Below are 22,485 nucleotides of genomic sequence, written 5' to 3' on the forward strand. Positions count from 1 at the left end.
CTCTGTAGTTATTGTGGTCTGAGCTGCCGCCATCGAGGGCGGACAGGAGCGGGATTGTACGCAGATCAACCGGCGCGGGTCAAGTCAACCCCTGAACGGCCGGGGGGCCCCGCAAAGGGGGGCGCCGGGACGGGGCCAGATCCCATTCCACCCCGTGAAAAGGGATCTGACCCCTGCCTGACGGCCCGTCTCACAAGGTGAGACACGGGGCTGGCATTGTCGCCCATTGCCCCCATCTGGTCACCTCGGTAGGCTGACCGATTGCCGTTCCCTGCTGGCCCGGCACCCAGCCAACGCCCCCACAACCGGATCCCCCATGGCGATGGATTTCATCCGCATCCGCGGCGCGCGGACGCACAACCTGAAGAACCTCGACCTCGACCTGCCCCGCGACAAGCTGATCGTGATCACCGGCCTGTCCGGCTCGGGCAAGTCCTCGCTGGCGTTCGACACCATCTATGCAGAAGGCCAGCGCCGCTATGTCGAGTCGCTGTCGGCCTATGCGCGCCAGTTCCTGAGCGTGATGGAAAAGCCGGACCTGGACCACATCGAGGGCCTGTCCCCGGCGATCTCGATCGAGCAGAAATCGACCTCACACAACCCGCGCTCGACCGTCGGCACGATCACCGAGATCTACGACTACCTGCGCCTGCTGTACGCCCGCGTCGGCACCCCGCGCTGCCCGGACCACGGCTATCCGCTGGAAGCGCAGACGGTCAGCCAGATGGTCGACCAGGTACTGACCCTGGACCCGGAACAGCGCTACATGCTGCTGGCCCCGGTCATCCGCGATCGCAAGGGCGAGCATGCCCAGGTGTTCGACCAGCTGCGCGCGCAGGGTTTCGTGCGCGTGCGCGTGGACGGCGAGCTGCATGAAGTCGACGCGGTGCCGCCGCTGGCACTGCGCCAGAAGCACACCATCGAAGCGGTGATCGACCGCTTCCGCCCGCGCGAGGACATCAAGCAGCGCCTGGCCGAGAGCTTCGAGACCGCGCTGAAACTCGGCGACGGCATGGCCTCGGTGCAGAGCCTGGACAAGGCCGAGACCGCGCCGACCCTGTTCTCCTCCAAGTACTCCTGCCCGGTCTGCGATTACTCGCTGCCGGAGCTGGAGCCGCGCCTGTTCTCGTTCAACGCGCCGATGGGCGCCTGCCCCGGCTGCGATGGCCTGGGCATCGCCGAATTCTTCGATCCGTCGCGCGTGGTGGTGCACCCCGAGTTGTCGCTGGCCGCCGGTGCGGTGCGCGGCTGGGATCGCCGCAATGCCTACTACTTCCAGCTGATCGCCTCGCTGGCCAAGCACTACAAGTTCGATGTCGACGCGACGTGGAACTCGCTGCCGCAGAACGTGCAGCAGGCCGTGCTGTACGGCAGTGGCGATGAAGCGATCACCTTCACCTACTTCACCGAAGCCGGTGGCCGCACCCAGCGCAAGCACCGCTTCGAAGGCATCATTCCCAACCTCGAGCGCCGCTACAAGGAAACCGAATCGCCGGCGGTGCGCGAAGAACTGTCCAAGTACATCAGCGAACAGCCGTGCCCGGAATGCCATGGCGCGCGCCTGAACAAGGCGGCACGTAACGTGTTCGTGGCCGACCGTCCGCTGCCGGACCTGGTAGTGCTGCCGATCGACGAAGCGCTGAAGTTCTTCAGCGAACTGAGCCTGCCGGGCTGGCGTGGCGAGATCGCCTCGAAGATCGTCAAGGAGATCGGTGAGCGCCTCGGCTTCCTGGTCGATGTGGGCCTGGATTACCTGACCCTGGAGCGCAAGGCCGACACCCTGTCCGGTGGCGAGGCACAGCGCATCCGCCTGGCCAGCCAGATCGGTGCCGGCCTGGTCGGCGTGATGTACGTGCTCGACGAGCCGTCGATCGGCCTGCACCAGCGCGACAACGAACGCCTGCTCGGCACCCTCACCCGCCTGCGCGACCTCGGCAACACGGTGATCGTGGTCGAGCATGACGAGGATGCGATCCGCCTGGCCGACTACGTGCTGGACATCGGCCCGGGCGCGGGCGTGCATGGCGGCGAGATCGTCGGCCAGGGCACCCTGCAGGACATCCTGGAGGCACCGCGTTCGCTGACCGGCCAGTACCTGTCGGGCAAGCGCGCGATCGAGATCCCTGCGCGCCGGCACAAGCCGAACCCGAAGATGACCCTGCACCTGCGCGGGGCCAGCGGCAACAACCTCAAGGGCGTGGACCTGGCGATTCCGTCGGGCCTGCTGACCTGCGTGACCGGTGTGTCCGGCTCCGGCAAGTCGACCCTGATCAACGACACCCTGTTCTCGCTGGCCGCCAACGAGATCAACGGTTCCTCGCACCCGATCGCCCCGTACAAGGAGATCGATGGCCTGGACCTGTTCGACAAGGTGGTGGACATCGACCAGTCGCCGATCGGCCGCACCCCGCGTTCGAACCCGGCCACCTACACCGGCCTGTTCACTCCCCTGCGCGAACTGTTCGCACAGGTGCCCGAAGCGCGTGCGCGCGGCTATTCGCCGGGCCGTTTCAGCTTCAACGTGCGCGGTGGCCGCTGCGAAGCCTGCCAGGGCGACGGCCTGATCAAGGTCGAGATGCACTTCCTGCCGGACGTGTACGTGCCGTGCGATGTCTGCCATGGCAAGCGCTACAACCGCGAAACGCTGGAGATCCTGTACAAGGGCTTCAACATCAACGACGTGCTGGAAATGACCGTCGAGGATGCACTGAGGCTGTTCGAGCCGGTGCCGTCGATCGCACGCAAGCTGGAAACACTGGTCGACGTCGGCCTGAGCTACATCAAGCTGGGCCAGAGCGCGACCACGCTGTCCGGTGGTGAGGCACAGCGCGTGAAGCTGTCCAAGGAACTGTCGCGCCGCGATACCGGGCGCACCCTGTACATCCTCGACGAGCCGACCACCGGCCTGCACTTCCACGACATCGAAGCGCTGCTGGGCGTGCTGCACAAGCTGCGCGACGAAGGCAACACGGTGGTGGTGATCGAGCACAACCTGGACGTGATCAAGACCGCCGACTGGATCGTCGACCTGGGTCCGGAAGGCGGCCACCGCGGTGGCACCATCCTGGTCACCGGCACGCCGGAAGACGTGGCGGCCTGCCCGCAGTCGTACACCGGCCAGTTCCTGGCCCGCATGCTGCCGTCCACCAGCGCGCGCCCCGAGCAGCCGGCCGCCGTGGCCAACAAGCCCGATGCGCGTCCGCCGCGCAAGGTGAAGCCTGAAAAGCCTGCCAAGGTGGCGAAGAAGGCCGTGGCCGCCAAGAGCACCGGCAAGGCCAGCAAGAGCACGTCGAAGAAGAAGGACGCCTGATGAGCAGCGAACACAAGATCCTGGCCCGCATACCGATCAGCGTGCGCTGGCGTGACATGGACAGCATGGGACACGTCAACAACGCCAAGTACATCTCCTACCTGGAAGAAGCGCGCGTGCGCTGGATGCTGGGCGTGGACGGCGTGTCGATGACCGACCGCATCGCGCCGGTGGTGGCCGCGACCAACGTCAACTACCGGCTGCCGATCGTGTGGCCCAACGACATCCTGGTCGAACTGTTCGTCGAGCGCCTGGGCAACAGCAGCGTGACCATCGGCCACCGCATCGTCGACCAGCAGGACGAGTCGAAGCTGTACTCGGACGGCAACGTGGTGGTGGTGTGGATGGATACCCAGACCGGCAAGAGCGCACCGCTGCCGGAGGCGATCCGCAGCGCCTCCAGCTGAAATGCCCTGGTAGGTGCCGACCTTGGTCGGCACGCTTCGGCGGTAATGAGCTTGCCGGCCAGCGGCCGGCACTACCGATCCAATTCAAAGGACTGACATGATCCACCAGACTGAACTGAGCGACCTGCTGCCCGGCATGGTCCCCTTCCCCACCGACGTCTTTCCCGCCGACCAGGCTTGGCTCGGCCAGCACCTGCTGCCGCTGCTGAAGATCGACCTGGGTGTGCTGCGCCCGGAACTGGCCGGCCAGGTGGCGACGATGCTGTGCCCGATCGAGCCCTACGACGGCTGCATCGGCGAGACCACCGGAGAACACCACAACGATTTCACCGGCACCAACTGGATCGCCTTCGAACTGACCGCCGGCAACGAGATGCGCTTCCTCGGCAACGAGGACTATTTCATCGGCGACGCGGTGCAGGACAAGGACGCGCAGGAACACATCGCGCAGATGCGCGACAGCTACGCCAGGGCACGCGACTACCACGCCACGCATGGCCGCCTCGCCTGCTACTCGCGCTACGGCAAGGGTGAAGCCAGCGAGCGCGATTACCTGGATACGCTGGGTGGCCCGATCGGTTTCGGCAACTGGACCGAAACCGCAGAAATTCCCGCGGCCTTCGAACTGGGCTTTACCGAGGCTGCCGATGACCCCAATGCTGCGGACGATGCCGAAACGGTGATCATCACCCGCAATGGCAACAAGTTCTTCGCCGTGGCCGACGTAGCCGGCTACAACTGGTGCGCGACCGGCGCCGATGCGATCGTGATGCTGTACGAGCCGGAAAGCCGCACGGTGCTGTTCTCGTACGACTGGTCGTAAGACCCCATGGTCGTGCCGGCCGCTGGCCGGCATTTCCTGTGCTGCCGGCCAGCGGCCGGCACTACCCGATCGTCATTTCGCAGCCTTGCGCACGGTCAACGTCGCACTCGCTTCGCCGCCGCCTTCCAGCTGCAGCCGTAGCGGCACCACCTGCCCTTCCTTCAGCGCACCCTTGCCCTGCATCAACATCAGGTGCAGGCCGCCGGGCTTGAGCTCGGCACGTGCGCCCGGCGCCAGCGGCAGTCGCTCGATCGCGCGCATCCGGCTGACCCCATCCGTGATCGTGGTCTCGTGCAGCGACACATCGTCGAAGCTGCTGCTGGTCGCGCCGGTGATCGCCACTGCCTTGCTGCAGCCGTTGTGGATCACGCCGTAGCCGGCGGTCATCGGCATCGCCGGATTCGGCGGCAGCCGCGCCCAGCCCTGCTCCACCGTGACGCAGGCCGGTTCCGCCGCCGAGGCCGATGCTGCAGCCGCACACAGAACCCACAGTACGCCAACGAATGGTTTGGTTATCATCGCCCAGGTTCCTTCTTCGCAACGAGACCGCAGCATGACGACGCTCATCGAGGTGATCAACCATGGCCCCATCCGCGAACTGCGCCTGGCGCGGCCGCCGGTCAACGCACTGGACACCGAACTGTGCCGGCAGTTGATCCATGCCATCGAGCTGGCCATGGCCGAAGACGCGCACGGCATCGTGCTGTCGGGCAGCGAGCGGATCTTCACCGGCGGCATGGACGTGCCGCACCTGCTCTCGCATGGCGATGACAAGCACAAGCTGCTGGACACCTGGAACGCCTTCTTTGGCGCCGTGCGCACACTGGCCGAGAGCCGCATCCCGGTGGTCGCGGCGATCACCGGCCACGCCCCGGCCGGCGGCTGCGTGCTGGCGCTGTGCTGCGACTACCGGGTGATGGCGCGCAGCGCCGATCCGTCGCGGCCGTATGCCATCGGCCTGAACGAAGTCCAGGTGGGCCTGATCGCGCCGGAGGGCATCCAGCGCCTGCTGCGCCGTGCCGTGGGCGTGCACCGCGCCGGCGTCCTGCTGACCACCGGTTCGCTGGTAGCGGCCGAACAGGCGGTGCAGATCGGCCTGGTGGATGAGCTGGCCGATGGCGATCTGGTGGTGGCGCGTGCCGTGGCCTGGCTGCAGAACCTGCTCAAGCAGCCGCGCCAGCCGATGCTGCTGACCCGCGCGATTGCCCGTGCAGACCTGCACGTGGCGCTACAGCCGGACCTGATCCAGCTCGACCGCTTCGTCGAGGCCTGGTTTGCCCCGGACGCCCAGAATGCGCTGCAGGCGCTGGTGGCCAGGCTGGGCAAGTAAACGGTAGTGCCGGCCGCTGGCCGGCATCCGCAGGCACCCCAGGAGGATCATGAGGTTGCCGGCCAGCGGCCGGCACTACCGATGATGGGCCGGGCTGCACCGGTATAATCAGGCCCACTTTCACTGCTGTGGCCGCCCCCTTGAACGACACGCCCGAACCCGTCGTCTCCGAGCTGATCGACCTGCTCACGCTGGAGCGGCTGGAGGACAACCTGTTCCGCGGGCAGAGCCGCGACATCGGCACCAAGTACGTGTTCGGCGGGCAGGTGCTGGGCCAGGCGCTGGCTGCGGCACAGGCCACGGTCGACAACGGCCGCCACGTGCACTCGCTGCACGCCTACTTCCTGCGCGCCGGCAACATCGACCACCCGATCGTCTACGACGTGGACCGCACCCGTGACGGCGGCAGCTTCTCGGTGCGCCGGGTCACCGCGATCCAGCACGGCAAGGTGATCTTCTTCTGCGCGGCCTCGTTCCAGCAGGCCGAGACCGGCGCCGAGCACCAGCACAAGATGCCCGAAGTGCCGCAGCCGGAAGACATCGAACCGAACCGGCCGCTGCCGGCCGAAGTCCTGGAACGCCTGCCTATCAAGGTGCAGCGCTGGCTGTCGCGCGGCGGCCCGTTCGAGTTCCGCCACGTCTACCCGCGCGACGAACTGAACCCGCCCAAGCGCCCGCCGTACCACCAGGTGTGGCTGCGCCTGAGCGAACCGGTCGGCGATGCGCCGGAGCTGCACCAGGCGCTGCTGGCCTACGCCTCCGACTTCCACCTGCTGGGCACTGCCACGTTCCCGCACGGCATCAGCTACTACCACCCGCACGTGCAGATGGCCTCGCTCGACCACGCGATCTGGTTCCACCGCCCGTTCCGTGCCGACGACTGGCTGCTGTACTCGCTGGACAGCCCCAGCGCGCAGGATTCGCGCGGCCTGGCCCGCGGCCAGTTCTTCACCCGCAATGGCGTGCTGGTGGCCAGCACCGCGCAGGAAGGCCTGATCCGCGTGGTTCCCGACCAGGCAGCGGCCGCCGCCGTACCGGCGAAGGATTGATCCCATGCGCCAGATCTTCAGCAGCCAGCGCGTGGAAACCGTCGAAGGCGTGGCCGAGCTCCTGCGCGGGCATGGCATCGACGTCAAGGTGACCAATGGGCGCTCGTACAAGACCCGCCGCCGCGGCCAGTTCAGCTATACCGACCTCGGCAATGCCAATGCTTACCCGGCGGTGTGGATCGTGCGCGCCGACGACCAGCCGCGCGCGCGCGAAATCCTGCGTGAGGCGCGCCTGCTCGACACCACCCGCCGCGACCATCCGACCGCCGAATTCGCCTTCCGCGACGCACCGGAACAGGGCAGCGGTGGTCGCAGCTGGGCCTGGCGCATCCGCATCGCCCTGCTGGTGATGATCGCCGGCGTGGCACTGGTGATCGGCCTGCGCCATCGCGGCGCCCCGGCTCCGGCAGCTCCGGACCCCGCCCCGCAGCCCCAGCCGCAGCAGACGCAACCGGCCCCGCAGGCCGCACCCGAAGAGGAAGAAGTCCGGGTCCGCATCCAGCCCTCGAAATAATTCGCGGGTGAAAAAGGGGACGGAGGGAATTAAGTCGTTTGTGCCACAAACGACTTAATTCCCTCCGTCCCCTTTTTTCGGTCACAAACGGCGCGCGGCTCCGTCATGGGACACAATCCCAGCAGGAGAGCCGCCGCCATGACGACGTTCGCCGCATCGATCGACCAGACCCTGGAACGCGAACTGCCCGCCGCCGCCAGCGGTTGCCAGCATGCCTACGGCCGCATCGTGCTGGCCTGCCAGAACACGGTCACCGCCATCGCCCTGGCCATCACCCGCGACCGCCAGGCCAGCGAGGACATCGCCCAGGAGGCCTTCGTGAAGGGCTGGCAGCAGCTGCACCAGCTGCGCAGCTCGACCAGCTTCCTGCCCTGGCTGCGGCAGATCACCCGCAACCTGGCCCGCGACTGGCTGCGTGCACAACGTGGCCGGCCGCTGACCGGCGAAGCGGCCGAAGTGGCGATGGGCATGGCGGCCGACCCGGCCCCGGGCGCGGCCGACCGCCTGCAACGGGTGGAAGAAGAGATCGCCGCCGAGGACATCATTTCCGCACTCCCCGCCGACAGCCGCGAAGTGCTGTTGCTGTACTACCGCGAAGGCCAACGCTCGCAGCAGGTGGCCGACCTGCTCGGGCTCAGTGACGCCGCCGTGCGCAAGCGCCTGTCGCGTGCCCGCGCCCTGGTGCGCGACGGCCTGCTGCAGCGCTTCGGCGAATTCGCGCGCAGCAGCGCGCCGAGCGCCGCATTCGCCACCGCTGTGGTGTCGATGGTGCTGGTGGCCGCGCCCGGCACCGCCAGTGCCGCGATCCTGCTCGGCACCGGCGTCGGCATCGGCGGCAGCAAGCTTGGCCTCGGCGGTGCCAGCGCTGCCGGAGGCACTGCGATGGGCTCGCTGACTGCCACGCTGGGCCAGCTGCACGTGCTGCCGGCCGAAAGCTGGGGGGCGGTGATCGGTGGCGTGGTCGGTGGTGCGATCGGCAGCTACCTGGGCGGACGCTTCCTGATGTCGTACACCGAAACGGCGTCCGAGCGCGCCGATGTTCGCCGGTTCCTCTACCTCAACATCCTCACCGGCATGTTCTGGTGCCTGGCGATCCTGCTGGCTGTGATGCTGCAGGCGCCGGTCTGGGCACAGCTGGCGGTGCTGGCGGTCGGCCTGGGCGTGGTCAACTACCAGTGCCTGGTGCCGCTGCAGCGGGTAATGGCGCCGATGATCGCGCGTGATTCGGCGCGGCGCGGCCGCAGCGGGACCAACTGGAAATACGAGTCCATGTATGGCCGCACCGGCATCATCGCCATGAACCTGATGGTCATCGCGCTGGTGGTGTACTCACTGATGCGCAGCGGCCGCCTGTAACGGACAACGCCGGCAGTGCGCCGGCGTTGTCATCAATCACTGCATTGAAACTCAGCGCTGCGGCTTCCGCGCGGCGCCATCGCGCGGACCGCCGTGGCGCGGGCCACCGTGCATCGGGCCCTTGGCCGCATCGAACTCGGCCTTGCTCAGCTGGCCATCCTTGTTGGTGTCGGCGGCAGCGAACCAGGCGTCACGGCGCTGCTTCATGCGCAGCTCGCGGTCGGCCTTGTCCAGGTAGCCGTCCTTGTTGAGATCGAGCTGGTCGAAGCGTGCGGCCAGGCGCGGGTCGGCCTTGGCTTCCTCGCGGCTGATGCGGCCATCCTTGTTGACGTCCAGCTTGGCCCAGCGCTCACCGCCGTGGCCACGGCGGCCATGCTGCCAGCGCGGCAGCTCATCGCGCGAGAGCTTGCCATCCTTGTTCTTGTCCAGCTCGTCGAACTTCGCGGCCAGGCGCGGGTTGGCAGCGGCCTCGCTGCGGTCGATCACGCCGTCGCCGTTGGTGTCCAGCTTGGCCGGGCGCTGCGCCGGCGTGGTCGGGGTGTCGGCCGCCAGCGCGATACCGGAAGCAGAGGTGCCGAGCAGCAGGGCCAGCAGCAGGGGGGTACGGATCATGAGGTCACTCCTGGGGATGGGAACAGCGTCGGGGTGATCACTTCACCCTCGGGGAACAACAACGCCCGGGCGCGACATCGGTTGACGCCACTGCCGGTTCCATTCATCCGGCGGACAGTCGCCGCCACTGCGACAGGCTGGGGCTATGCTGTGCCCATGGCGATACATGGCGACAGAGACGACGAACTGCGACTTTTCCAGACCGGCGAGCACCCCTGCGGGTACTGGTCGGACCGGGTGGCGCGCGACCTGGTGCTGGACCCGCACGATCGCCGCCTTGGCGGCCTGTACCCGCTGGCACTGAGCTGGGGCTTCCGCCGCAGCGGCGACCTGGTCTACCGGCCGCATTGCGCGCACTGCCAGGCCTGCGTGGCGGTGCGCATCCCGGTGGCGCGCTTCGCCCCGGACCGCAGCCAGCGCCGTTGTGCCGCCCGCAATGACGACCTGGAGGTGCGGATCACCGCCGCCACCGCCCGCGACGACCTGTTCGCGCTGTACCACCGCTATCTCACCCACCGCCACGCCAATGGCGGCATGGACGACCACGGCCCGCACGAGTTCGAGCAGTTCCTGATCGGCAGCTGGTCGCATACCCGTTTCATGGAGATGCGCCTGCCCGGCCACGACGGCCAGCCCAGCCAGCTGCTGGGGGTGGCGGTGACCGACGTCACCGAGCATGGCCTGTCGGCGGTCTACACCTTCTTCGACCCGGACCACGCCGCACGCGGGCTGGGCACCTTCGCGATCCTGCAGCAGATCGAATGGGCCCGCCGCGAGGGCCTGCCGCACGTGTATCTGGGCTACTGGATCCGCGGCCACCAGAAGATGGACTACAAGCGCCGCTTCCATCCGCTGGAGGCCTACGATGGCCGCCGCTGGCACGATTTCGACAAGGATCTGGACGGGCGCTGACAAACCGCTGACACCGGGCCGGGTGCACAATACGGCCCATGAACGCCAAACCCCTGATCCTCGCCCTGGCCCTGCTCTGCGGCGCCACCGCCCCCGCCTTCGCCACGTCCCCTGCGATGACCGAAAAGCCGTCCGGCGCGCTGCGCCTGGCCACCTACAACACCTCGCTGTACTCCGATGACGCCGGTGGCCTGATCAAGGAACTGGAAGGCGACAGCGAGCACGCACGCAAGATCGCCGCGGTGCTGCAGCAGGTGCGCCCGGACCTGGTGCTGCTGAATGAATTCGACTTCGACGATGCGCATCGCGCCGCCGACCTGTTCCAGAAGCGCTACCTGGACGTCGCCCAGCCCGGTGGCGGCAAGCCGCTGCACTTCGCCTACCGCTACCTGGCGCCGGTCAATACCGGCGTGCCCAGCGGCCTGGACCTGGACAACAACGGCGTGGTCGGCGGCGAAGGCCGCAGCCGCGGCAACGACGCCTGGGGCTACGGCCTGCACCCGGGCCAGTACGGCATGCTGGTGCTGTCGCGCTACCCGATCGATGAAGCCAAGGTGCGCAGCTTCCAGCTGCTGAAGTGGAGCGCGATGCCGGGGGCGATCCGTCCGGTCGACCCGCGCACCGGCAAGAGCTTCTACAACGACCACGTGTGGTCGCAGCTGCGGCTGTCGTCGAAGTCGCATTGGGACGTGCCGGTGAAGACCCCGGCCGGTGTGGTGCACGCGCTGGTCTCGCACCCGACCCCGCCGGTGTTCGACGGCCCGGAAAAGCGCAACGCGGCGCGCAACCACGACGAACTGCGCCTGTGGCAGGAATACCTGTCCAAGGGTGACAAGCCGTGGCTGTGCGACGACAAGGGCCAGTGCGGCGGCCTGGCGCAGGACGCGCGCTTCGTGATCCTCGGCGACCTCAACAACGACCCGGTCGACGGCGATGGCCGCCATGAGGCGATCGTCGAACTGATCGAGAACGCCCGCGTGCTGCGCTACCCCACCCCACGCAGCGTCGGTGGCGAGCAGACCAGCCTGGCCTATGCGGCCAAGGGCATCGAGCGCAAGGGCGCACCGTTCCACGCCACCGGCGATTTCGGCCCGAAGTCCGGCACCATGCGCCTGGACTACGTGCTGCCCTCGACCGGTTTCGAATACGTGGGCAGCGGCATCTTCTGGCCGGCCAATGAAAGCCCGGAAGCGAAGATCGCCGACGGCAGCGACCACCACCTGGTGTGGGTGGATGTGAAGCCGTAGCCCCACACAAAAAGGGGACGGAGGGGATTAAGTCGTTTGTGGAAAAGCGACTTAATCCCCTCCGTCCCCTTTTTGCTTTACGGGCGCAGTTCGACGCCGATGGCGTCGGCGGCGTCACGTGCGATCGAACGCGCTTCGTCGATGGTTTCCGCGCGCGCCAGGGTCACGCCGACGCGGCGATGGCCATGCACGCTGGGCTTGCCGAACAGGCGCACGGCGGTGTCCGGCACCTGCAGGGCGGCGGCGACGTTGTTGAAGTACGGCACGCCCTCGCCGTGTGCCAGCAGCGCGCACGAGGCCGACGGGCCGCTCTGGCGGATCACCGGGATCGGCAGGCCGAGGATGGCGCGCGCGTGCAGCGCGAACTCGCTCAGTTCCTGCGAAACAAGCGTCACCAGGCCGGTGTCGTGCGGGCGCGGCGACACTTCGCTGAACCACACCTCGTCGCCCTTCACGAACAGCTCGACGCCGAACAGGCCCCAGCCACCGAGGTCATCGGTGATCGCACGCGAGATCTCTTCGGCACGCGCCAGCGCCTTGCTCGACATCGGCTGCGGCTGCCAGCTTTCGCGGTAATCGCCGTCCTTCTGCAGATGGCCGATCGGCGCGCAGAACGAGGTGCCACCGGCATGGCGCACGGTGAGCAGGGTGATCTCGTAATCGAAATCAATGAAGCCTTCGACGATGCAGCGACCGGCTCCGGCGCGGCCACCGGTCTGCGCGTACTCCCAGGCCGGGGCGATGTCCGCCTCGCTGCGCAGCGTGCTCTGGCCCTTGCCCGAGGACGACATCACCGGCTTGACCACGCACGGCAGGCCGATGGCGGCCACGGCGGCGCGGTACTCGGCTTCGGTATCGACGAAGCGATACGGCGAGGTCGGCAGGCCGAGGGTTTCGGCGGCCAGGCGGCGGATGCCCTCGCGGTCCATGGTCAGGCGGGCGGCGCGCGCGGTCGGGATCACCCGCAGGCCCTGCTCCTGCTCCAGCTGGACCAGGGTCTCGGTATGGATGGCCTCGATCTCCGGCACCACCAGGTGCGGCTGCTCCTGGGCGATCAGGGCACGCAGGGCCATCGCATCGAGCATGTCGATCACGTGCGAGCGGTGCGCGACCTGCATGGCCGGGGCATCGGCATAGCGGTCGGCGGCGATCACTTCCACGCCCAGCCGCTGCAGCTCGATGGCCACCTCCTTGCCGAGTTCGCCCGAGCCCAGCAGCAGCACGCGGGTGGCGGAGGGGGACAACGGAGTTCCAAGCTTGGCCATGGCGGTTCCAGCAGCGATCTGAAGGCGGGTGGGCATTCTAGCTGGCCGGGCACCCCGGCCATGGCATCCGACGAACGGTAGTGGACAAGTGATATCACTTTGATATCTTCTCTCCGAACCCTCAAGGACGTACCGCCATGAAAGAGAAGTCACTGTCTTCCCTCAACGGCCTCGGCACGCTGGCCGGCGCCCTGCTCGTCGCCCTCGCCGGCGCAGCCCTGTTCGTACTGGGCGTGGCAGCCAAGGCCAGCACCGGCTCGCCCAACCTGCTGCTGATGCTGCTGGGCGCCCTGCTGGTGGCGCTGGGCGTGTTCATCCTGGCCGGCCTGTACACCATCCAGCCCAACCAGGCGGCGGTACTGAGCCTGTTCGGCAAGTACGTGGGTACCGTGAAGGACAACGGCCTGCGCTGGAACAACCCCTTCTTTGCCAAGCGCCGGGTCAGCCAGCGCGTGCGCAACTTCGAGAGCGGCAAGCTGAAGGTCAACGAGCTGGACGGCAGCCCGATCGAGATCGCCGCGGTGATCGTCTGGCAGGTGGTCGATGCCTCCGAAGCGGTCTACAACGTGGACGACTACGAGAGCTTCGTGCACATCCAGTCCGAATCGGCGTTGCGCGCGATGGCCACCAGCTATCCGTACGACCAGCATGAGGATGGCCAGCTGGCCCTGCGCAGCCATGCCAGCGAGATCTCCCAGCACCTGAAGAACGAACTGGCCGAGCGCCTGGCCGATGCCGGCGTGCAGGTGATCGACGCGCGCATCAGCCACCTCGCCTACGCCGCCGAAATCGCCCAGGCGATGCTGCAGCGTCAGCAGGCCAACGCGGTGATCGCCGCACGCACGCGCATCGTGGCCGGTGCGGTCGGCATGGTCGAAATGGCCCTGGCCGAACTGCAGAAGAACGGCGTGGTGCAGCTGGACGAGGAACGCAAGGCGCACATGGTCAGCAACCTGTTGACCGTGCTGTGCTCGGACCGCGGCACCCAGCCGATCGTCAACGCCGGTTCGCTGTACTGAACCACCCTCGCAACGGGGCGCCCCACCGCCCCGCCAGGAGCTTGCATGAGTGAGAAGAAAGCCTACCCGCTGCGCATCAACGCCGACGTCCTGGCCGCCGCGCAGCGCTGGGCTGACGACGAGCTGCGCAGCCTCAACGCACAGATCGAATACGTGCTGCGCGACGCCCTGCGCAAGGCAGGACGCCTGCCGAAACCCACGCCATCTTCGGAGGACAAGGAATGAGCAAGCGCTGGAGCTACCAGACCATCGAGGTCAAGACGTCCATGATGGGCCTGCTCAAGGCCGAGGACATCCAGAGCGAACTGAGCCGCCAGGGCCAGCTGGGCTGGGAGCTGGTCAACATCATCATCCCCGCACCGATGCGCCCGGCGATGCTGGTATTCAAGAAGGAGGCCTGAGCCATGGGCGCCAGCGATCCGAAACAGTACGAGGTGGCCGAGAGCTCGCCGTTGCGCGTGCTGTGGATCGTGCTGCCCCTGCTCGCCGCGTTCGTGGCCTGCCTGTATGCGCAGTTGTACAAGGCACCGGCGACGGCGCCCTGGATCGAAGTAACGCTGTCGCCGCCCTGGTTCCGGATGGGCGGCAGCGCCGCCTGGAGCCTGCTGGTGATTGCAGCGCTCGGCATCGGGCTGGGCGCGGCCTTCTTCCGCCGCCGGGTGGAGTTGGCCGACGACGTACTGGATGTGCGCTCGACGATGTACCGCCGCCGCGTTCCGGTGGCACAGCTGCGGCTGGACCAGACCGAGGTGGTCGACCTGCAGCGTGACCCCCGCTATGGCATCCGCTTCAAGACCAACGGCTATGCGATGCCGGGTTTCTATTCCGGCCACTTCCGCCTGCAGGGCGGCGGCAAGGGGTTTGCGCTGGTCACCGACCGAACGCGCGTTCTCGCCTTGCCGGTCAGCGATGGCAGCACGCTGCTGCTCAGCCTGGACCGGCCGCAGGTGCTGCTGGACGCACTGCGCAAGGTGGCCGCGCCGGCGCCACGGCAGTAAGCTGCGGCGATGCAACGACGCCCGCCCCTGCTGATCAATACCGAGGCCATCGAGCTGTGGCCGGCCCACCTGCTGCGTGCACGCAGCAACCTGGATGCACGCCTGCTGTCGCAGGCGCGTTGGGTACTGCGACGCAAGCGCGATGGCCGCTATCTGGCGGCCGTACTCCCGCACGGCGTGCATTCGATGGTGCCGCGCCTGCCGCGCGAGCCCGGGGTCGAGGACGCACTGGCGCTGCTCGACGCCACCGCTGCCCACCCCTTCGGCGCTGCGCTGGAAGAACACTGGCTGCCCCTGGCCGGGCTGCAGCAGCGGCTACAGCAGCTTGGCCTGGATGTGCAGCGCTATGCCGATGACAGCGGCCTGCCCCTGGAACCGGAACCGTGCCTGCTGCACTTCGCTGGCCGCGACCGCTTCGCCCGCCCGCTATGGCTGCGCCGTGGTGCCGCACAGGGCTGGCGACGGATGCGCCTGCACGCCGCGCGGGATGGCATCGCACTGGATGCAATCTCCGGTTTCCGCAGCCATGCCTACCAGTTGGGCATCTTCGAACGGAAGCTTGCACGCGGGCTGAGCGTGACGGAGATCCTGAAGGTCAATGCCGCGCCGGGTTTCAGCGAACACCACAGCGGCCATGCACTGGACATCGGCACACCGGGCGATGCCCCGGCCGAAGAATCGTTCGAAGCCACAGACGCCTTCGCGTGGCTGCAGACCCATGCCAGCACGCACGGCTTCCATCTGAGCTACCCACGCGACAACCCGCACGGCATCGTCTACGAACCCTGGCACTGGTGCTGGAGACCGGCCAACGGCTGAGCCCCTCGTGGCGGCTGCACGGCGAAATTCATGGAGCTGTCCGGGCGGGTAGGCTGGGCAGGGGACGCCGTGAATCCGCCCCTGGAGGCTTAGCCGCGCCATCCATGGCGCGGATACCCCAGCCCAGCCCACCCGCCCGGCCTCTGACAGTTTCCGTGTGCGTCCGCCACGGAATGGAACAAGAGAGCAAAGACAAAAGCGGGTCGCTTCGCTCGAAGCCTCTATAACGGGTCAGCGCGCGGCTGTTGGGTCCGCCTTCAAGCGAGCCGAGCACCGCAGGTCCGGCGAGGGCGAAGAGGTGCTTGCGATTCTGTAGAGCCGAGCCATGCTCGGCTGCTCTCCGCACCGTCCCTCGACGGGCCGAGGAGCACAGGGTACCGATGCGCAGCATCGGCTCGCGGCCGGCGGCGCGTTTCTTTTGGTTACTTTTCTTTTCGCGCGAAAAGAAAAGTAACGCCCATGAACCATCACGATCGCATCGGTATGGATCGGAGCGACAGCCCTGCGACCCTCACCGCCTCAACGCATTGATCGCCAGCAGCACCCAGCCGGCCATCATGCTGGTGCCACCGATCGGCGCCATCCGCGTCGGCCACTGCCACAGCGCCCCGCCCACCAGGCTGCCGGAAAACAACAACACGCCCAGCAGCAGCACATACAGCGCCAGGTGTGCGATTGCCCCCTGCGCACGCGGGCCAAGCGCCACCAGCACCGCGCCATGCGCGAACGCATACAGCGCCGCCATGTTCAGGTGCTGCTGCGCCAGCGGATCGGCCACACCGTGCGACGCGTAGGCAGACAGGCCGATCGAGGCAGCGGCCAGCAGCGCACCCAGGCAGGCCAGAAGGGAAGGCTTACGCGCGCGACGTTCCAGATTGAACATGAAGGCTCCTTGCGCAGCGCCCCTTGCCGGGCGCCAGATGAAAAAAAACGCGCCGCAATAAGCGGCGCGTTTTCGTGTCCAACATTACATGGGTCAGCCGAGGCTTACTTGACGGCCCAGTAGATGTCGTAGGTCGCTTCCGGGGTGAACGACTTGTCGATACCGTCCTTCCAGGTTTCGTACGGACGGTCGATGACTTCGTTACCCGAAGTCACGGCCCAGGCACGCAGGCCGTTGCGGGCCACGTCCAGACCCGCCATGTGGCCGGTGTAGGCCGCATGTGCCGAACGGTGCGGAGCAACGTGCACGTACTTGACCGGAGCGCCGCCGTCGATCTTGACGGTCAGCTCGTCGGCAGCAGCACCTTCAGCACCCTTCTTCTTCACCGGCTGGGCGATATCGAAGGCGTACTTCTCCTGGCCGAAGTCGGTGGTGATGATGCGGAACGGACCGGCGGCTTCAAGGCCATTGGCCTCCATCACGCGCTTGATCCACTCCTGGTTGTCCTTGATGGACTTGGTGATGGTGTCCTGGCCGCGGTCCACGTTGCCGGCGTTGACGACCAGCAGGTTCTCGGCCGGCACTTCAACGATGGCCAGATCGGTCAGCGGGGCTTCCGGCGTGCGGTAGTCGACGTTCGGGACGCTGGCGAGCATGTTGGCCATGCGCGACAGGCCCATCTTGATGTCGTCGCCGATCTGGCGGCTGACATACAGGCCGGCGTAACGGCCGAACAGGTCGAAGCCGTACTTCACCGAGTAGTCCTGGGTGATCTTGACGTTGCGACCGCCCTTGCCGGTCGGCTCCAGGCTGAAGGTGGTGACCTTGTCGTGACCCTTGGTGGCGTCTTCGATGGCGATCACAACACGCTTGTTCTCTTCGGCTTCGGTGATCTTCCAGGAACCGGTGCCCAGGTCCTTGGAGGTGAAGTCGAGGGTGGCACCGGTACCGGAGGCCGGGCCGGACAGCTTCAGTTCAACGGCGGGATCGCGCAGTACCAGCGGGTTCCAGTCCTTGAAGCGGCGCAGGCTGCTGACCGTGTCGTACACGATCGTCATCTTGCGGTTGGTCTCGATGCTTTCGGTGATGTGACGCTCGCCCGGCAGACATACGCCAATGATGACGAACAGGCCAGCCACGATCCCCAAGGCGATCAGGAACTCGATAATACGGGTCATTCAGAGAGTCTCCGGGGCCGATCCCACGGCCGGGTTGATTGAAGCGAAGCGCCAATCCTAGCAGGCTTCGCGGGCATTGTTTATCGGGATTGGCGCACCGGTTTCCCTGCCGGCTGCGTATTTGTATGGACAAAGAATTCGAAGGGTAACGCATACCGCTACCCGGCAAGTAGGGGGCAACCTTGGCGGAAACCCCCGACCACCATCCAAGTCGTTGTACTTGAACGATTTTCCTCAGACCAGCTGGAGTTCGAACGCCTTCAGTACGGCACGCGTACGGTCGCGAACGCCCAGCTTGGAAAGGATGTTGGACACGTGGTTCTTGATGGTGCCTTCGGCCACGCCCAGCGAATTGGCGATCTCCTTGTTGGAGAAGCCACTGGCCATCAGCCGCAGGATCTCGGTCTCGCGGTCGGTCAGCGGGTCCGGGCGGTCCAGGCTGACGAACTCGTTGCGCATGTGCTCCAGGCCGGACAGCAGGCGCTGGGTCACCGCCGGCTGCACCAGCGAACCGCCGTCGGCCACGGTGCGGATGGCACCGACCAGCTGCGCCAGGGTGACATCCTTGAGCAGGTAGCCCTTGGCACCGGCCTTGAGCCCGGCCAGCACCAGCTGATCGTCGTCGAAGGTGGTGAGGATGATGGTCGGCGGCAGCTGTTCCTGCCGCGACAGCACCTGCAGTGCCTCCAGGCCGGACATCACCGGCATGCGCATGTCCATCAGCACTACGTCGGGGCGCACCTGCGGTATCAGCTCGACCGCCTGCCGGCCGTCGCCGGCCTCGGCCACCACCTCGATGCCGTCGTCGAGCGCCAGCAGGGAGCGGATTCCCTGCCGCACCAGGGTTTGGTCGTCGACCAGGCAGACGCGAATCATCAACGCACTCCTTCAGGAACCTTTGTAAGGGCCGCCACCAGCACCGTTGCCGGCACCGTCGCCCGCAGCCGGAAGCCTTCACCGGGACGGGTTTCGATCTGCAGCTGGCCACCACATTGTTGCAGGCGCTCGCGCATGCCGCGCAAGCCATTGCCCACATTGACCATATCCGCGCCGACGCCGTCGTCGCGGGCCTCCACCACCACCCGGTCGGGGGCTTCACGGTACACCCTGATCCACAGGTGGCGGGCGCCGGCGTGGCGCACCGCGTTGGTGATGATCTCCTGGGTACAGCGCAGCAGCACGTGGGCCCGCTGCGGGTCCTCCACGTTCAGCGGATCCTCGATCTCCAGCTGGATGTCCAGCGAGGGCACGTTCTCGGTCAGCGGGCGCAGCGCCGCGGCCAGATCGATGGCACCGGTCTCGCGCAGCTGGCTGACCACCTCGCGCACGTTGCCCAGCAGCAGCTTGGCCAACGCGTGCGAGCGCTTCACGTGATCCAGCGCCTGGCCCTCGGCCAGGTGGCCGGCGACCTCCAGGTTCAGGGTCAGCGCGGTCAGCTGGTGGCCCAGCAGATCATGCAGCTCGCGCGAAATGCGGGTGCGCTCGTTGACCCGCGCGCTCTCGGCCAGCAGGGCACGGGTGGCCCGTAGTTCCGAATTGAGCCGGCGCTGCTCGTCGCGGGCCTCGGTCTGCTGCCGCGCGACCAGGCTGGTCACGAAGATGAACATGGAAAAGCCGCCGTACAGCAGCGACTGCATCACCGCTTCGAACAGCGGGAAGCGCAGCAGCATGTAGTAGACCGGCGCCACCGCCAGCTGGCTGACCAGCAGCCACAGCACCCCCAGCCGTACCGATAGCATCCACGGGATGACCCCGGCCGCCACCATCATCAGGATGCTGCCCAGGCCCGAGCCGCTGAGGAAGCTGACCCCCAGCGCCGAGACCGTCAGCAACAGCAGCAGGCCGCGGTCCAGCCAGCTGGTGTGGCTGTCGCTGCGCAGGATGCGGGTCAGCCAGTAGTAGGCGGTGCCGAAGGACAGGTAGGCGACGAACAGCAGGATCGCCCAGCCGCCCATGTCACCGCGGCTGTGCAGGTTCTCGAACTGCGAGTACGCCAGGGGCAGGCCGACCATGACCCAGGTGAACAGGCCGGCCAGGCGGAGGACGCGGGTATGGCTGAGGACTCCCAACATGCCAGCACTCTACGGGCCGCGCCTGCGCACCGCACCCCACGGAAGTCATGCCTGCCCGGTCGCCTGTTCATGCCGCAGCCCACCCCGGGCATGCAATAATCGTGCGCAGGGTCCCTTGATGGACCAACCGCGTTACCCCACGGAGTCACAATGTCGATTGTCATCCGCGACGTGCGCGAGCACGAGCTCGATTCCGTCCTGGCTTTGAACAACAACGCTGGCCTGGCCATCCTTCCCCTGGATGCGGCCCGCCTGCGCCTGTTCTATGAAACCGCTGAGTATTTCCGCGTCGCCGAGCGCGACGGCAACCTGGCCGGCTTCCTGATCGGCTTCGGCAGCGACAGCCAGCACGACAGCAGCAATTTCGCCTGGTTCAAGCAGCAGCTGGACACCCCGTTCTTCTATATCGACCGCATCGTGGTCGCCAGCCGCCGTCGTGGCGGTGGCGTCGGCCGTGCGTTCTATGCCGACGCGCAGAGCTTCGCCGAGCTGCGCTACCCGCAGATGACCTGCGAAGTCTTCCTCGACCATGGCGCCGATGCCGCCCTGCTCTTCCACGGCAGCTTCGGCTTCCGCGAGCTGGGCCAGAACACCATGCCGCAGGTCGATGTGCGCGCCAGCATGCTGGCCAAGGAACTGTGCAGCTACCCGTGGGTCCAGGAGACCTACGGCGACAAGCTGCCGGATGTGGCATGGACACGCGCCCGGCAGCTGCCGGCGCAGGCACAGCGGCCGACGGGGACCTGAGCGTGGCGGTGAATTTCGATTACGAACAGGCCGGTGAACTGAAGATCGGCCAGGTGGGCATCGCCAACCTGCGCATCCGTACCCTTGATGTCGAGCGCCTCGTGCAGGAAATGCGCGAGCGCGTGACCCGCGCACCGAAGCTGTTCGGCCGCGCCGCGGTGATCCTCGACTTCGGCGGCCTGAGCCAGGTGCCGGACGTGGCCACCGCGCAGGCGCTGGTTGATGGCCTGCGCAGCGCGGGCGTGCTGCCGGTGGCACTGGCCTACGGCACCAGCGCGATCGACCTGCTCTCGCAGCAGCTTGGCCTGCCGCTGCTGGCCAAGTTCCGCGCGCAGTACGAGCGTGCCGAGGCCGAGCCGGCCCCGCCGCCGCCCGCACCGGAGCCGCGCCGCGCGGCCCGTGCCGAACCGAAGCCGGCCCCGGCAACGCCGGTGGCCAAGGTGGCCGACGCCGCCGCACCGCAGCCAGGCCGCATGCAGCTGGGCAACGTGCGTTCGGGCCAGCAGCTGTACGCGGAAAACTGCGACCTGACCGTGATGGCCACCGTCGGCGCCGGCGCCGAAGTCATCGCCGACGGCAGCATCCATATCTACGGCACCCTGCGCGGCCGCGCGCTGGCAGGGGCCCAGGGCAACACCGCGGCACGCATCTTCTGCCGTGATTTCCATGCGGAACTGGTGGCCATTGCCGGCCACTACAAGGTACTGGACGATGTTCCGGACAACCTGCGCGGCAAGGCCGTCCAGGTGTGGCTGGAACAGGACCAGATCAAGATCGCTGCGCTGGACTGACGCAGCACCAAACTCATGCAGAACCAGGAGAAGTCCTTTGGCTGAAATCATCGTAGTCACCTCCGGCAAGGGCGGCGTCGGCAAGACCACTTCCAGCGCGAGCCTGGCCTGCGGCCTGGCGCGGCGCGGCAAGAAGGTGGCGGTGATCGACTTCGACGTCGGCCTGCGCAACCTCGACCTGATCATGGGCTGCGAACGCCGCGTGGTGTACGACTTCGTCAACGTCGTGCACGGCGAAGCGACCCTCAAGCAGGCCCTGATCAAGGACAAGCGTTTCGACAACCTGTACGTGCTGGCTGCCTCGCAGACCCGCGACAAGGACGCGCTGACCCAGGAAGGCGTGGGCAAGGTCCTGAAGGACCTGGCTGCCGACGGCTTCGACTACATCATCTGCGACTCCCCGGCCGGCATCGAGAAGGGCGCCTTCCTGGCGATGTACTTCGCCGACCGCGCGGTGGTGGTGGTGAACCCGGAAGTGTCGTCGGTGCGCGACTCCGACCGCATCATCGGCCTGCTCGACTCGAAGACCCACAAGGCCGAATCGGGCCAGGACGTGCCGGCCTTCCTGCTGCTGACCCGCTACACCCCGCTGCGCGTGGAAAGCGGCGAGATGCTGAGCATCGCCGACGTCGAGGAAGTGCTCGGCCTGAAGGCGATCGGCGTGATTCCGGAATCGGGCGACGTGCTCAACGCCTCCAACAAGGGCGAGCCGGTCATCCTGGATGTCGAATCCGCTGCCGGCCAGGCCTATGAAGACGCCGTCGCGCGCATCCTTGGCGAAGAACGCCCGATGCGCTTCACCAACGTCGAGAAGAAGGGCTTCTTCAGCAAGCTGTTCGGAGGGTAAGCATGGGCCTGTTTGATTTCCTCAAAGCGAAGAAGACCACCGCCGAAACCGCCAAGAACCGCCTGCAGATCATCATCGCGCAGGAGCGCAGCCACCGCGGTGGCCCGGACTACCTGCCGCTGCTGCAGCGCGAGCTGCTGGAAGTGATCAAGAAGTACGTGAACATCGACGTCGATGCGGTGAAGGTCGACCTGGTGAAGGATGGCCAGCACGACGTGCTGGACATCTCCGTGGCGCTGCCTGAAGGCCCGGACAAACCCTGATCCCCCGCCCCGCCCGTGCCTGCATGGGCGGGGCTGCCTGACC

General features: G+C 67.0%; 25 protein-coding genes. 18 read left to right on the plus strand and 7 right to left on the minus strand.

Annotated elements, in window-relative coordinates; genetic code table 11:
* Positions 1-316: 316 nt before the first annotated feature.
* The 3 genes from uvrA (at position 317) to DFO63_RS12890 (ending at position 4,540) form a co-directional block, all read left to right on the plus strand.
* Positions 317-3,310 carry an excinuclease ABC subunit UvrA gene (uvrA, locus tag DFO63_RS12880; protein ID WP_119007144.1) on the plus strand — a complete coding sequence of 998 codons (2,994 nt, stop codon included), beginning with the start codon at positions 317-319 and terminating at the stop codon, positions 3,308-3,310.
* Entirely contained in the window at positions 3,310-3,717 is a 408-nt protein-coding gene (locus DFO63_RS12885) for a thioesterase family protein (protein ID WP_049443720.1), read from the plus strand. Before uvrA ends, DFO63_RS12885 begins: the two co-directional genes overlap by 1 nt.
* A 97-nt stretch (positions 3,718-3,814) precedes the next feature.
* Entirely contained in the window at positions 3,815-4,540 is a 726-nt protein-coding gene (locus tag DFO63_RS12890) for an enolase (protein WP_119007145.1), read from the plus strand.
* Positions 4,541-4,612: 72 nt separating this feature from the next.
* On the opposite strand, the gene DFO63_RS12895 is transcribed toward DFO63_RS12890, so the two are convergent.
* The gene (locus DFO63_RS12895; RefSeq protein WP_088025122.1) at positions 4,613-5,059 is read right to left on the minus strand and encodes a copper chaperone PCu(A)C; all 447 of its coding nucleotides are present in this window, start codon (positions 5,057-5,059) and stop codon (positions 4,613-4,615) included.
* 34 nt (positions 5,060-5,093) lie between these two features.
* On the opposite strand from DFO63_RS12895, the gene DFO63_RS12900 reads away from it, so the two are divergent.
* The 4 genes from DFO63_RS12900 to DFO63_RS12915 all read left to right on the plus strand — a co-directional run bounded on the left by DFO63_RS12900 (position 5,094) and on the right by DFO63_RS12915 (position 8,789).
* Complete coding sequence (locus DFO63_RS12900) at positions 5,094-5,870, plus strand: enoyl-CoA hydratase/isomerase family protein (RefSeq protein ID WP_119007146.1); 777 nt, start codon at positions 5,094-5,096, stop codon at positions 5,868-5,870.
* Positions 5,871-6,010: 140 nt separating this feature from the next.
* Positions 6,011-6,919, plus strand: coding sequence for an acyl-CoA thioesterase II (gene tesB / locus DFO63_RS12905; RefSeq protein WP_008265305.1), 909 nt, complete (start codon positions 6,011-6,013; stop codon positions 6,917-6,919).
* Positions 6,920-6,923: 4 nt separating this feature from the next.
* The gene (locus DFO63_RS12910; protein WP_119007147.1) at positions 6,924-7,433 is read left to right on the plus strand and encodes a pathogenicity-like protein; all 510 of its coding nucleotides are present in this window, start codon (positions 6,924-6,926) and stop codon (positions 7,431-7,433) included.
* A 138-nt stretch (positions 7,434-7,571) separates the two neighbouring features.
* Positions 7,572-8,789: a sigma-70 family RNA polymerase sigma factor gene (locus DFO63_RS12915; RefSeq protein ID WP_119007148.1), complete on the plus strand. Its 1,218-nt coding sequence runs from the start codon at positions 7,572-7,574 to the stop codon at positions 8,787-8,789.
* Between the two features lie 51 nt (positions 8,790-8,840).
* Here DFO63_RS12915 and DFO63_RS12920 read toward each other — a convergent pair whose 3' ends face one another.
* Positions 8,841-9,401 carry an EF-hand domain-containing protein gene (locus DFO63_RS12920; RefSeq protein WP_119007149.1) on the minus strand — a complete coding sequence of 187 codons (561 nt, stop codon included), beginning with the start codon at positions 9,399-9,401 and terminating at the stop codon, positions 8,841-8,843.
* A 156-nt stretch (positions 9,402-9,557) separates the two neighbouring features.
* Between DFO63_RS12920 and DFO63_RS12925 the strand changes: the two genes are divergently transcribed.
* Positions 9,558-10,313, plus strand: a complete 756-nt coding sequence (locus tag DFO63_RS12925; RefSeq protein ID WP_014036368.1) for an arginyltransferase — start codon at positions 9,558-9,560, stop codon at positions 10,311-10,313.
* A gap of 38 nt (positions 10,314-10,351) precedes the next feature.
* Positions 10,352-11,560, plus strand: coding sequence for an endonuclease/exonuclease/phosphatase family protein (locus DFO63_RS12930; RefSeq protein ID WP_014036367.1), 1,209 nt, complete (start codon positions 10,352-10,354; stop codon positions 11,558-11,560).
* A 77-nt stretch (positions 11,561-11,637) separates the two neighbouring features.
* Here the strand turns inward: DFO63_RS12930 and purT are convergent, their stop codons facing one another.
* Positions 11,638-12,825, minus strand: coding sequence for a formate-dependent phosphoribosylglycinamide formyltransferase (gene purT / locus DFO63_RS12935; RefSeq protein ID WP_119007150.1), 1,188 nt, complete (start codon positions 12,823-12,825; stop codon positions 11,638-11,640).
* A gap of 137 nt (positions 12,826-12,962) precedes the next feature.
* Between purT and DFO63_RS12940 the strand changes: the two genes are divergently transcribed.
* The 5 genes from DFO63_RS12940 to DFO63_RS12960 are packed head-to-tail and all read left to right on the plus strand — an operon-like array spanning position 12,963 to position 15,661.
* Positions 12,963-13,844, plus strand: a complete 882-nt coding sequence (locus DFO63_RS12940) for an SPFH domain-containing protein (protein ID WP_049443739.1) — start codon at positions 12,963-12,965, stop codon at positions 13,842-13,844.
* A gap of 45 nt (positions 13,845-13,889) precedes the next feature.
* Positions 13,890-14,069 (plus strand): hypothetical protein, encoded by a 180-nt coding sequence (locus DFO63_RS12945; protein WP_005415691.1) that lies wholly within the window; start codon positions 13,890-13,892, stop codon positions 14,067-14,069.
* Entirely contained in the window at positions 14,066-14,245 is a 180-nt protein-coding gene (locus DFO63_RS12950; RefSeq protein ID WP_005415690.1) for a DUF4177 domain-containing protein, read from the plus strand. The genes DFO63_RS12945 and DFO63_RS12950 overlap by 4 nt, the downstream gene beginning before the upstream one ends.
* A 3-nt stretch (positions 14,246-14,248) precedes the next feature.
* Positions 14,249-14,842, plus strand: coding sequence for a PH domain-containing protein (locus DFO63_RS12955; protein WP_049443740.1), 594 nt, complete (start codon positions 14,249-14,251; stop codon positions 14,840-14,842).
* 9 nt (positions 14,843-14,851) lie between these two features.
* Positions 14,852-15,661, plus strand: coding sequence for a M15 family metallopeptidase (locus tag DFO63_RS12960; RefSeq protein ID WP_049443741.1), 810 nt, complete (start codon positions 14,852-14,854; stop codon positions 15,659-15,661).
* Between the two features lie 511 nt (positions 15,662-16,172).
* Here DFO63_RS12960 and DFO63_RS12965 read toward each other — a convergent pair.
* The 4 genes from DFO63_RS12965 to DFO63_RS12980 all read right to left on the minus strand — a co-directional run bounded on the left by DFO63_RS12965 (position 16,173) and on the right by DFO63_RS12980 (position 19,794).
* Positions 16,173-16,544, minus strand: coding sequence for a DUF423 domain-containing protein (locus tag DFO63_RS12965; protein ID WP_019659313.1), 372 nt, complete (start codon positions 16,542-16,544; stop codon positions 16,173-16,175).
* Positions 16,545-16,648: 104 nt separating this feature from the next.
* The gene (locus DFO63_RS12970; RefSeq protein WP_014036359.1) at positions 16,649-17,722 is read right to left on the minus strand and encodes an SRPBCC family protein; all 1,074 of its coding nucleotides are present in this window, start codon (positions 17,720-17,722) and stop codon (positions 16,649-16,651) included.
* A gap of 234 nt (positions 17,723-17,956) precedes the next feature.
* Complete coding sequence (locus tag DFO63_RS12975; RefSeq protein ID WP_006424175.1) at positions 17,957-18,598, minus strand: response regulator transcription factor; 642 nt, start codon at positions 18,596-18,598, stop codon at positions 17,957-17,959.
* Positions 18,598-19,794 carry a sensor histidine kinase gene (locus DFO63_RS12980; RefSeq protein WP_014036358.1) on the minus strand — a complete coding sequence of 399 codons (1,197 nt, stop codon included), beginning with the start codon at positions 19,792-19,794 and terminating at the stop codon, positions 18,598-18,600. Before DFO63_RS12980 ends, DFO63_RS12975 begins: the two co-directional genes overlap by 1 nt.
* A gap of 150 nt (positions 19,795-19,944) precedes the next feature.
* Between DFO63_RS12980 and DFO63_RS12985 the strand changes: the two genes are divergently transcribed.
* From DFO63_RS12985 to minE, 4 genes are read left to right on the plus strand one after another with little or no spacing between them, the layout of a single operon-like run.
* Positions 19,945-20,541 carry a GNAT family N-acetyltransferase gene (locus DFO63_RS12985; RefSeq protein WP_014036357.1) on the plus strand — a complete coding sequence of 199 codons (597 nt, stop codon included), beginning with the start codon at positions 19,945-19,947 and terminating at the stop codon, positions 20,539-20,541.
* Positions 20,487-21,332 carry a septum site-determining protein MinC gene (minC, locus tag DFO63_RS12990; RefSeq protein ID WP_014036356.1) on the plus strand — a complete coding sequence of 282 codons (846 nt, stop codon included), beginning with the start codon at positions 20,487-20,489 and terminating at the stop codon, positions 21,330-21,332. The genes DFO63_RS12985 and minC overlap by 55 nt, the downstream gene beginning before the upstream one ends.
* A gap of 37 nt (positions 21,333-21,369) precedes the next feature.
* Positions 21,370-22,179, plus strand: coding sequence for a septum site-determining protein MinD (gene minD / locus DFO63_RS12995; RefSeq protein WP_005415682.1), 810 nt, complete (start codon positions 21,370-21,372; stop codon positions 22,177-22,179).
* Positions 22,180-22,181: 2 nt separating this feature from the next.
* Positions 22,182-22,442, plus strand: a complete 261-nt coding sequence (gene minE / locus DFO63_RS13000; RefSeq protein WP_005408532.1) for a cell division topological specificity factor MinE — start codon at positions 22,182-22,184, stop codon at positions 22,440-22,442.
* Positions 22,443-22,485 lie beyond the last annotated feature (43 nt).

It is taken from the genome of Stenotrophomonas sp. AG209 (assembly GCF_003550055.1).
Classification (GTDB): Bacteria; Pseudomonadota; Gammaproteobacteria; order Xanthomonadales; family Xanthomonadaceae; genus Stenotrophomonas.

Excerpts from the sequence above, each read along its gene's own strand:
- DFO63_RS12950 (WP_005415690.1), top strand. The coding sequence starts at position 14,066 with ATGAGCAAGCGCTGGAGCTACCAGACCATCGAGGTCAAGACGTCCATG.
- DFO63_RS12985 (WP_014036357.1), top strand. The coding sequence starts at position 19,945 with ATGTCGATTGTCATCCGCGACGTGCGCGAGCACGAGCTCGATTCCGTC.
- DFO63_RS12925 (WP_014036368.1), top strand. The coding sequence starts at position 9,558 with ATGGCGATACATGGCGACAGAGACGACGAACTGCGACTTTTCCAGACC.
- DFO63_RS12885 (WP_049443720.1), top strand. The coding sequence starts at position 3,310 with ATGAGCAGCGAACACAAGATCCTGGCCCGCATACCGATCAGCGTGCGC.
- uvrA (WP_119007144.1), top strand. The coding sequence starts at position 317 with ATGGCGATGGATTTCATCCGCATCCGCGGCGCGCGGACGCACAACCTG.
- DFO63_RS12895 (WP_088025122.1), bottom strand. The coding sequence starts at position 5,059 with ATGATAACCAAACCATTCGTTGGCGTACTGTGGGTTCTGTGTGCGGCT.
- purT (WP_119007150.1), bottom strand. The coding sequence starts at position 12,825 with ATGGCCAAGCTTGGAACTCCGTTGTCCCCCTCCGCCACCCGCGTGCTG.
- DFO63_RS12890 (WP_119007145.1), top strand. The coding sequence starts at position 3,815 with ATGATCCACCAGACTGAACTGAGCGACCTGCTGCCCGGCATGGTCCCC.
- DFO63_RS12960 (WP_049443741.1), top strand. The coding sequence starts at position 14,852 with ATGCAACGACGCCCGCCCCTGCTGATCAATACCGAGGCCATCGAGCTG.
- DFO63_RS12900 (WP_119007146.1), top strand. The coding sequence starts at position 5,094 with ATGACGACGCTCATCGAGGTGATCAACCATGGCCCCATCCGCGAACTG.
- minE (WP_005408532.1), top strand. The coding sequence starts at position 22,182 with ATGGGCCTGTTTGATTTCCTCAAAGCGAAGAAGACCACCGCCGAAACC.
- DFO63_RS12965 (WP_019659313.1), bottom strand. The coding sequence starts at position 16,544 with ATGTTCAATCTGGAACGTCGCGCGCGTAAGCCTTCCCTTCTGGCCTGC.
- DFO63_RS12980 (WP_014036358.1), bottom strand. The coding sequence starts at position 19,794 with ATGTTGGGAGTCCTCAGCCATACCCGCGTCCTCCGCCTGGCCGGCCTG.
- DFO63_RS12975 (WP_006424175.1), bottom strand. The coding sequence starts at position 18,598 with ATGATTCGCGTCTGCCTGGTCGACGACCAAACCCTGGTGCGGCAGGGA.
- DFO63_RS12955 (WP_049443740.1), top strand. The coding sequence starts at position 14,249 with ATGGGCGCCAGCGATCCGAAACAGTACGAGGTGGCCGAGAGCTCGCCG.
- DFO63_RS12915 (WP_119007148.1), top strand. The coding sequence starts at position 7,572 with ATGACGACGTTCGCCGCATCGATCGACCAGACCCTGGAACGCGAACTG.
- DFO63_RS12945 (WP_005415691.1), top strand. The coding sequence starts at position 13,890 with ATGAGTGAGAAGAAAGCCTACCCGCTGCGCATCAACGCCGACGTCCTG.
- minC (WP_014036356.1), top strand. The coding sequence starts at position 20,487 with ATGGACACGCGCCCGGCAGCTGCCGGCGCAGGCACAGCGGCCGACGGG.
- DFO63_RS12940 (WP_049443739.1), top strand. The coding sequence starts at position 12,963 with ATGAAAGAGAAGTCACTGTCTTCCCTCAACGGCCTCGGCACGCTGGCC.
- DFO63_RS12920 (WP_119007149.1), bottom strand. The coding sequence starts at position 9,401 with ATGATCCGTACCCCCCTGCTGCTGGCCCTGCTGCTCGGCACCTCTGCT.
- DFO63_RS12930 (WP_014036367.1), top strand. The coding sequence starts at position 10,352 with ATGAACGCCAAACCCCTGATCCTCGCCCTGGCCCTGCTCTGCGGCGCC.
- DFO63_RS12970 (WP_014036359.1), bottom strand. The coding sequence starts at position 17,722 with ATGACCCGTATTATCGAGTTCCTGATCGCCTTGGGGATCGTGGCTGGC.
- DFO63_RS12910 (WP_119007147.1), top strand. The coding sequence starts at position 6,924 with ATGCGCCAGATCTTCAGCAGCCAGCGCGTGGAAACCGTCGAAGGCGTG.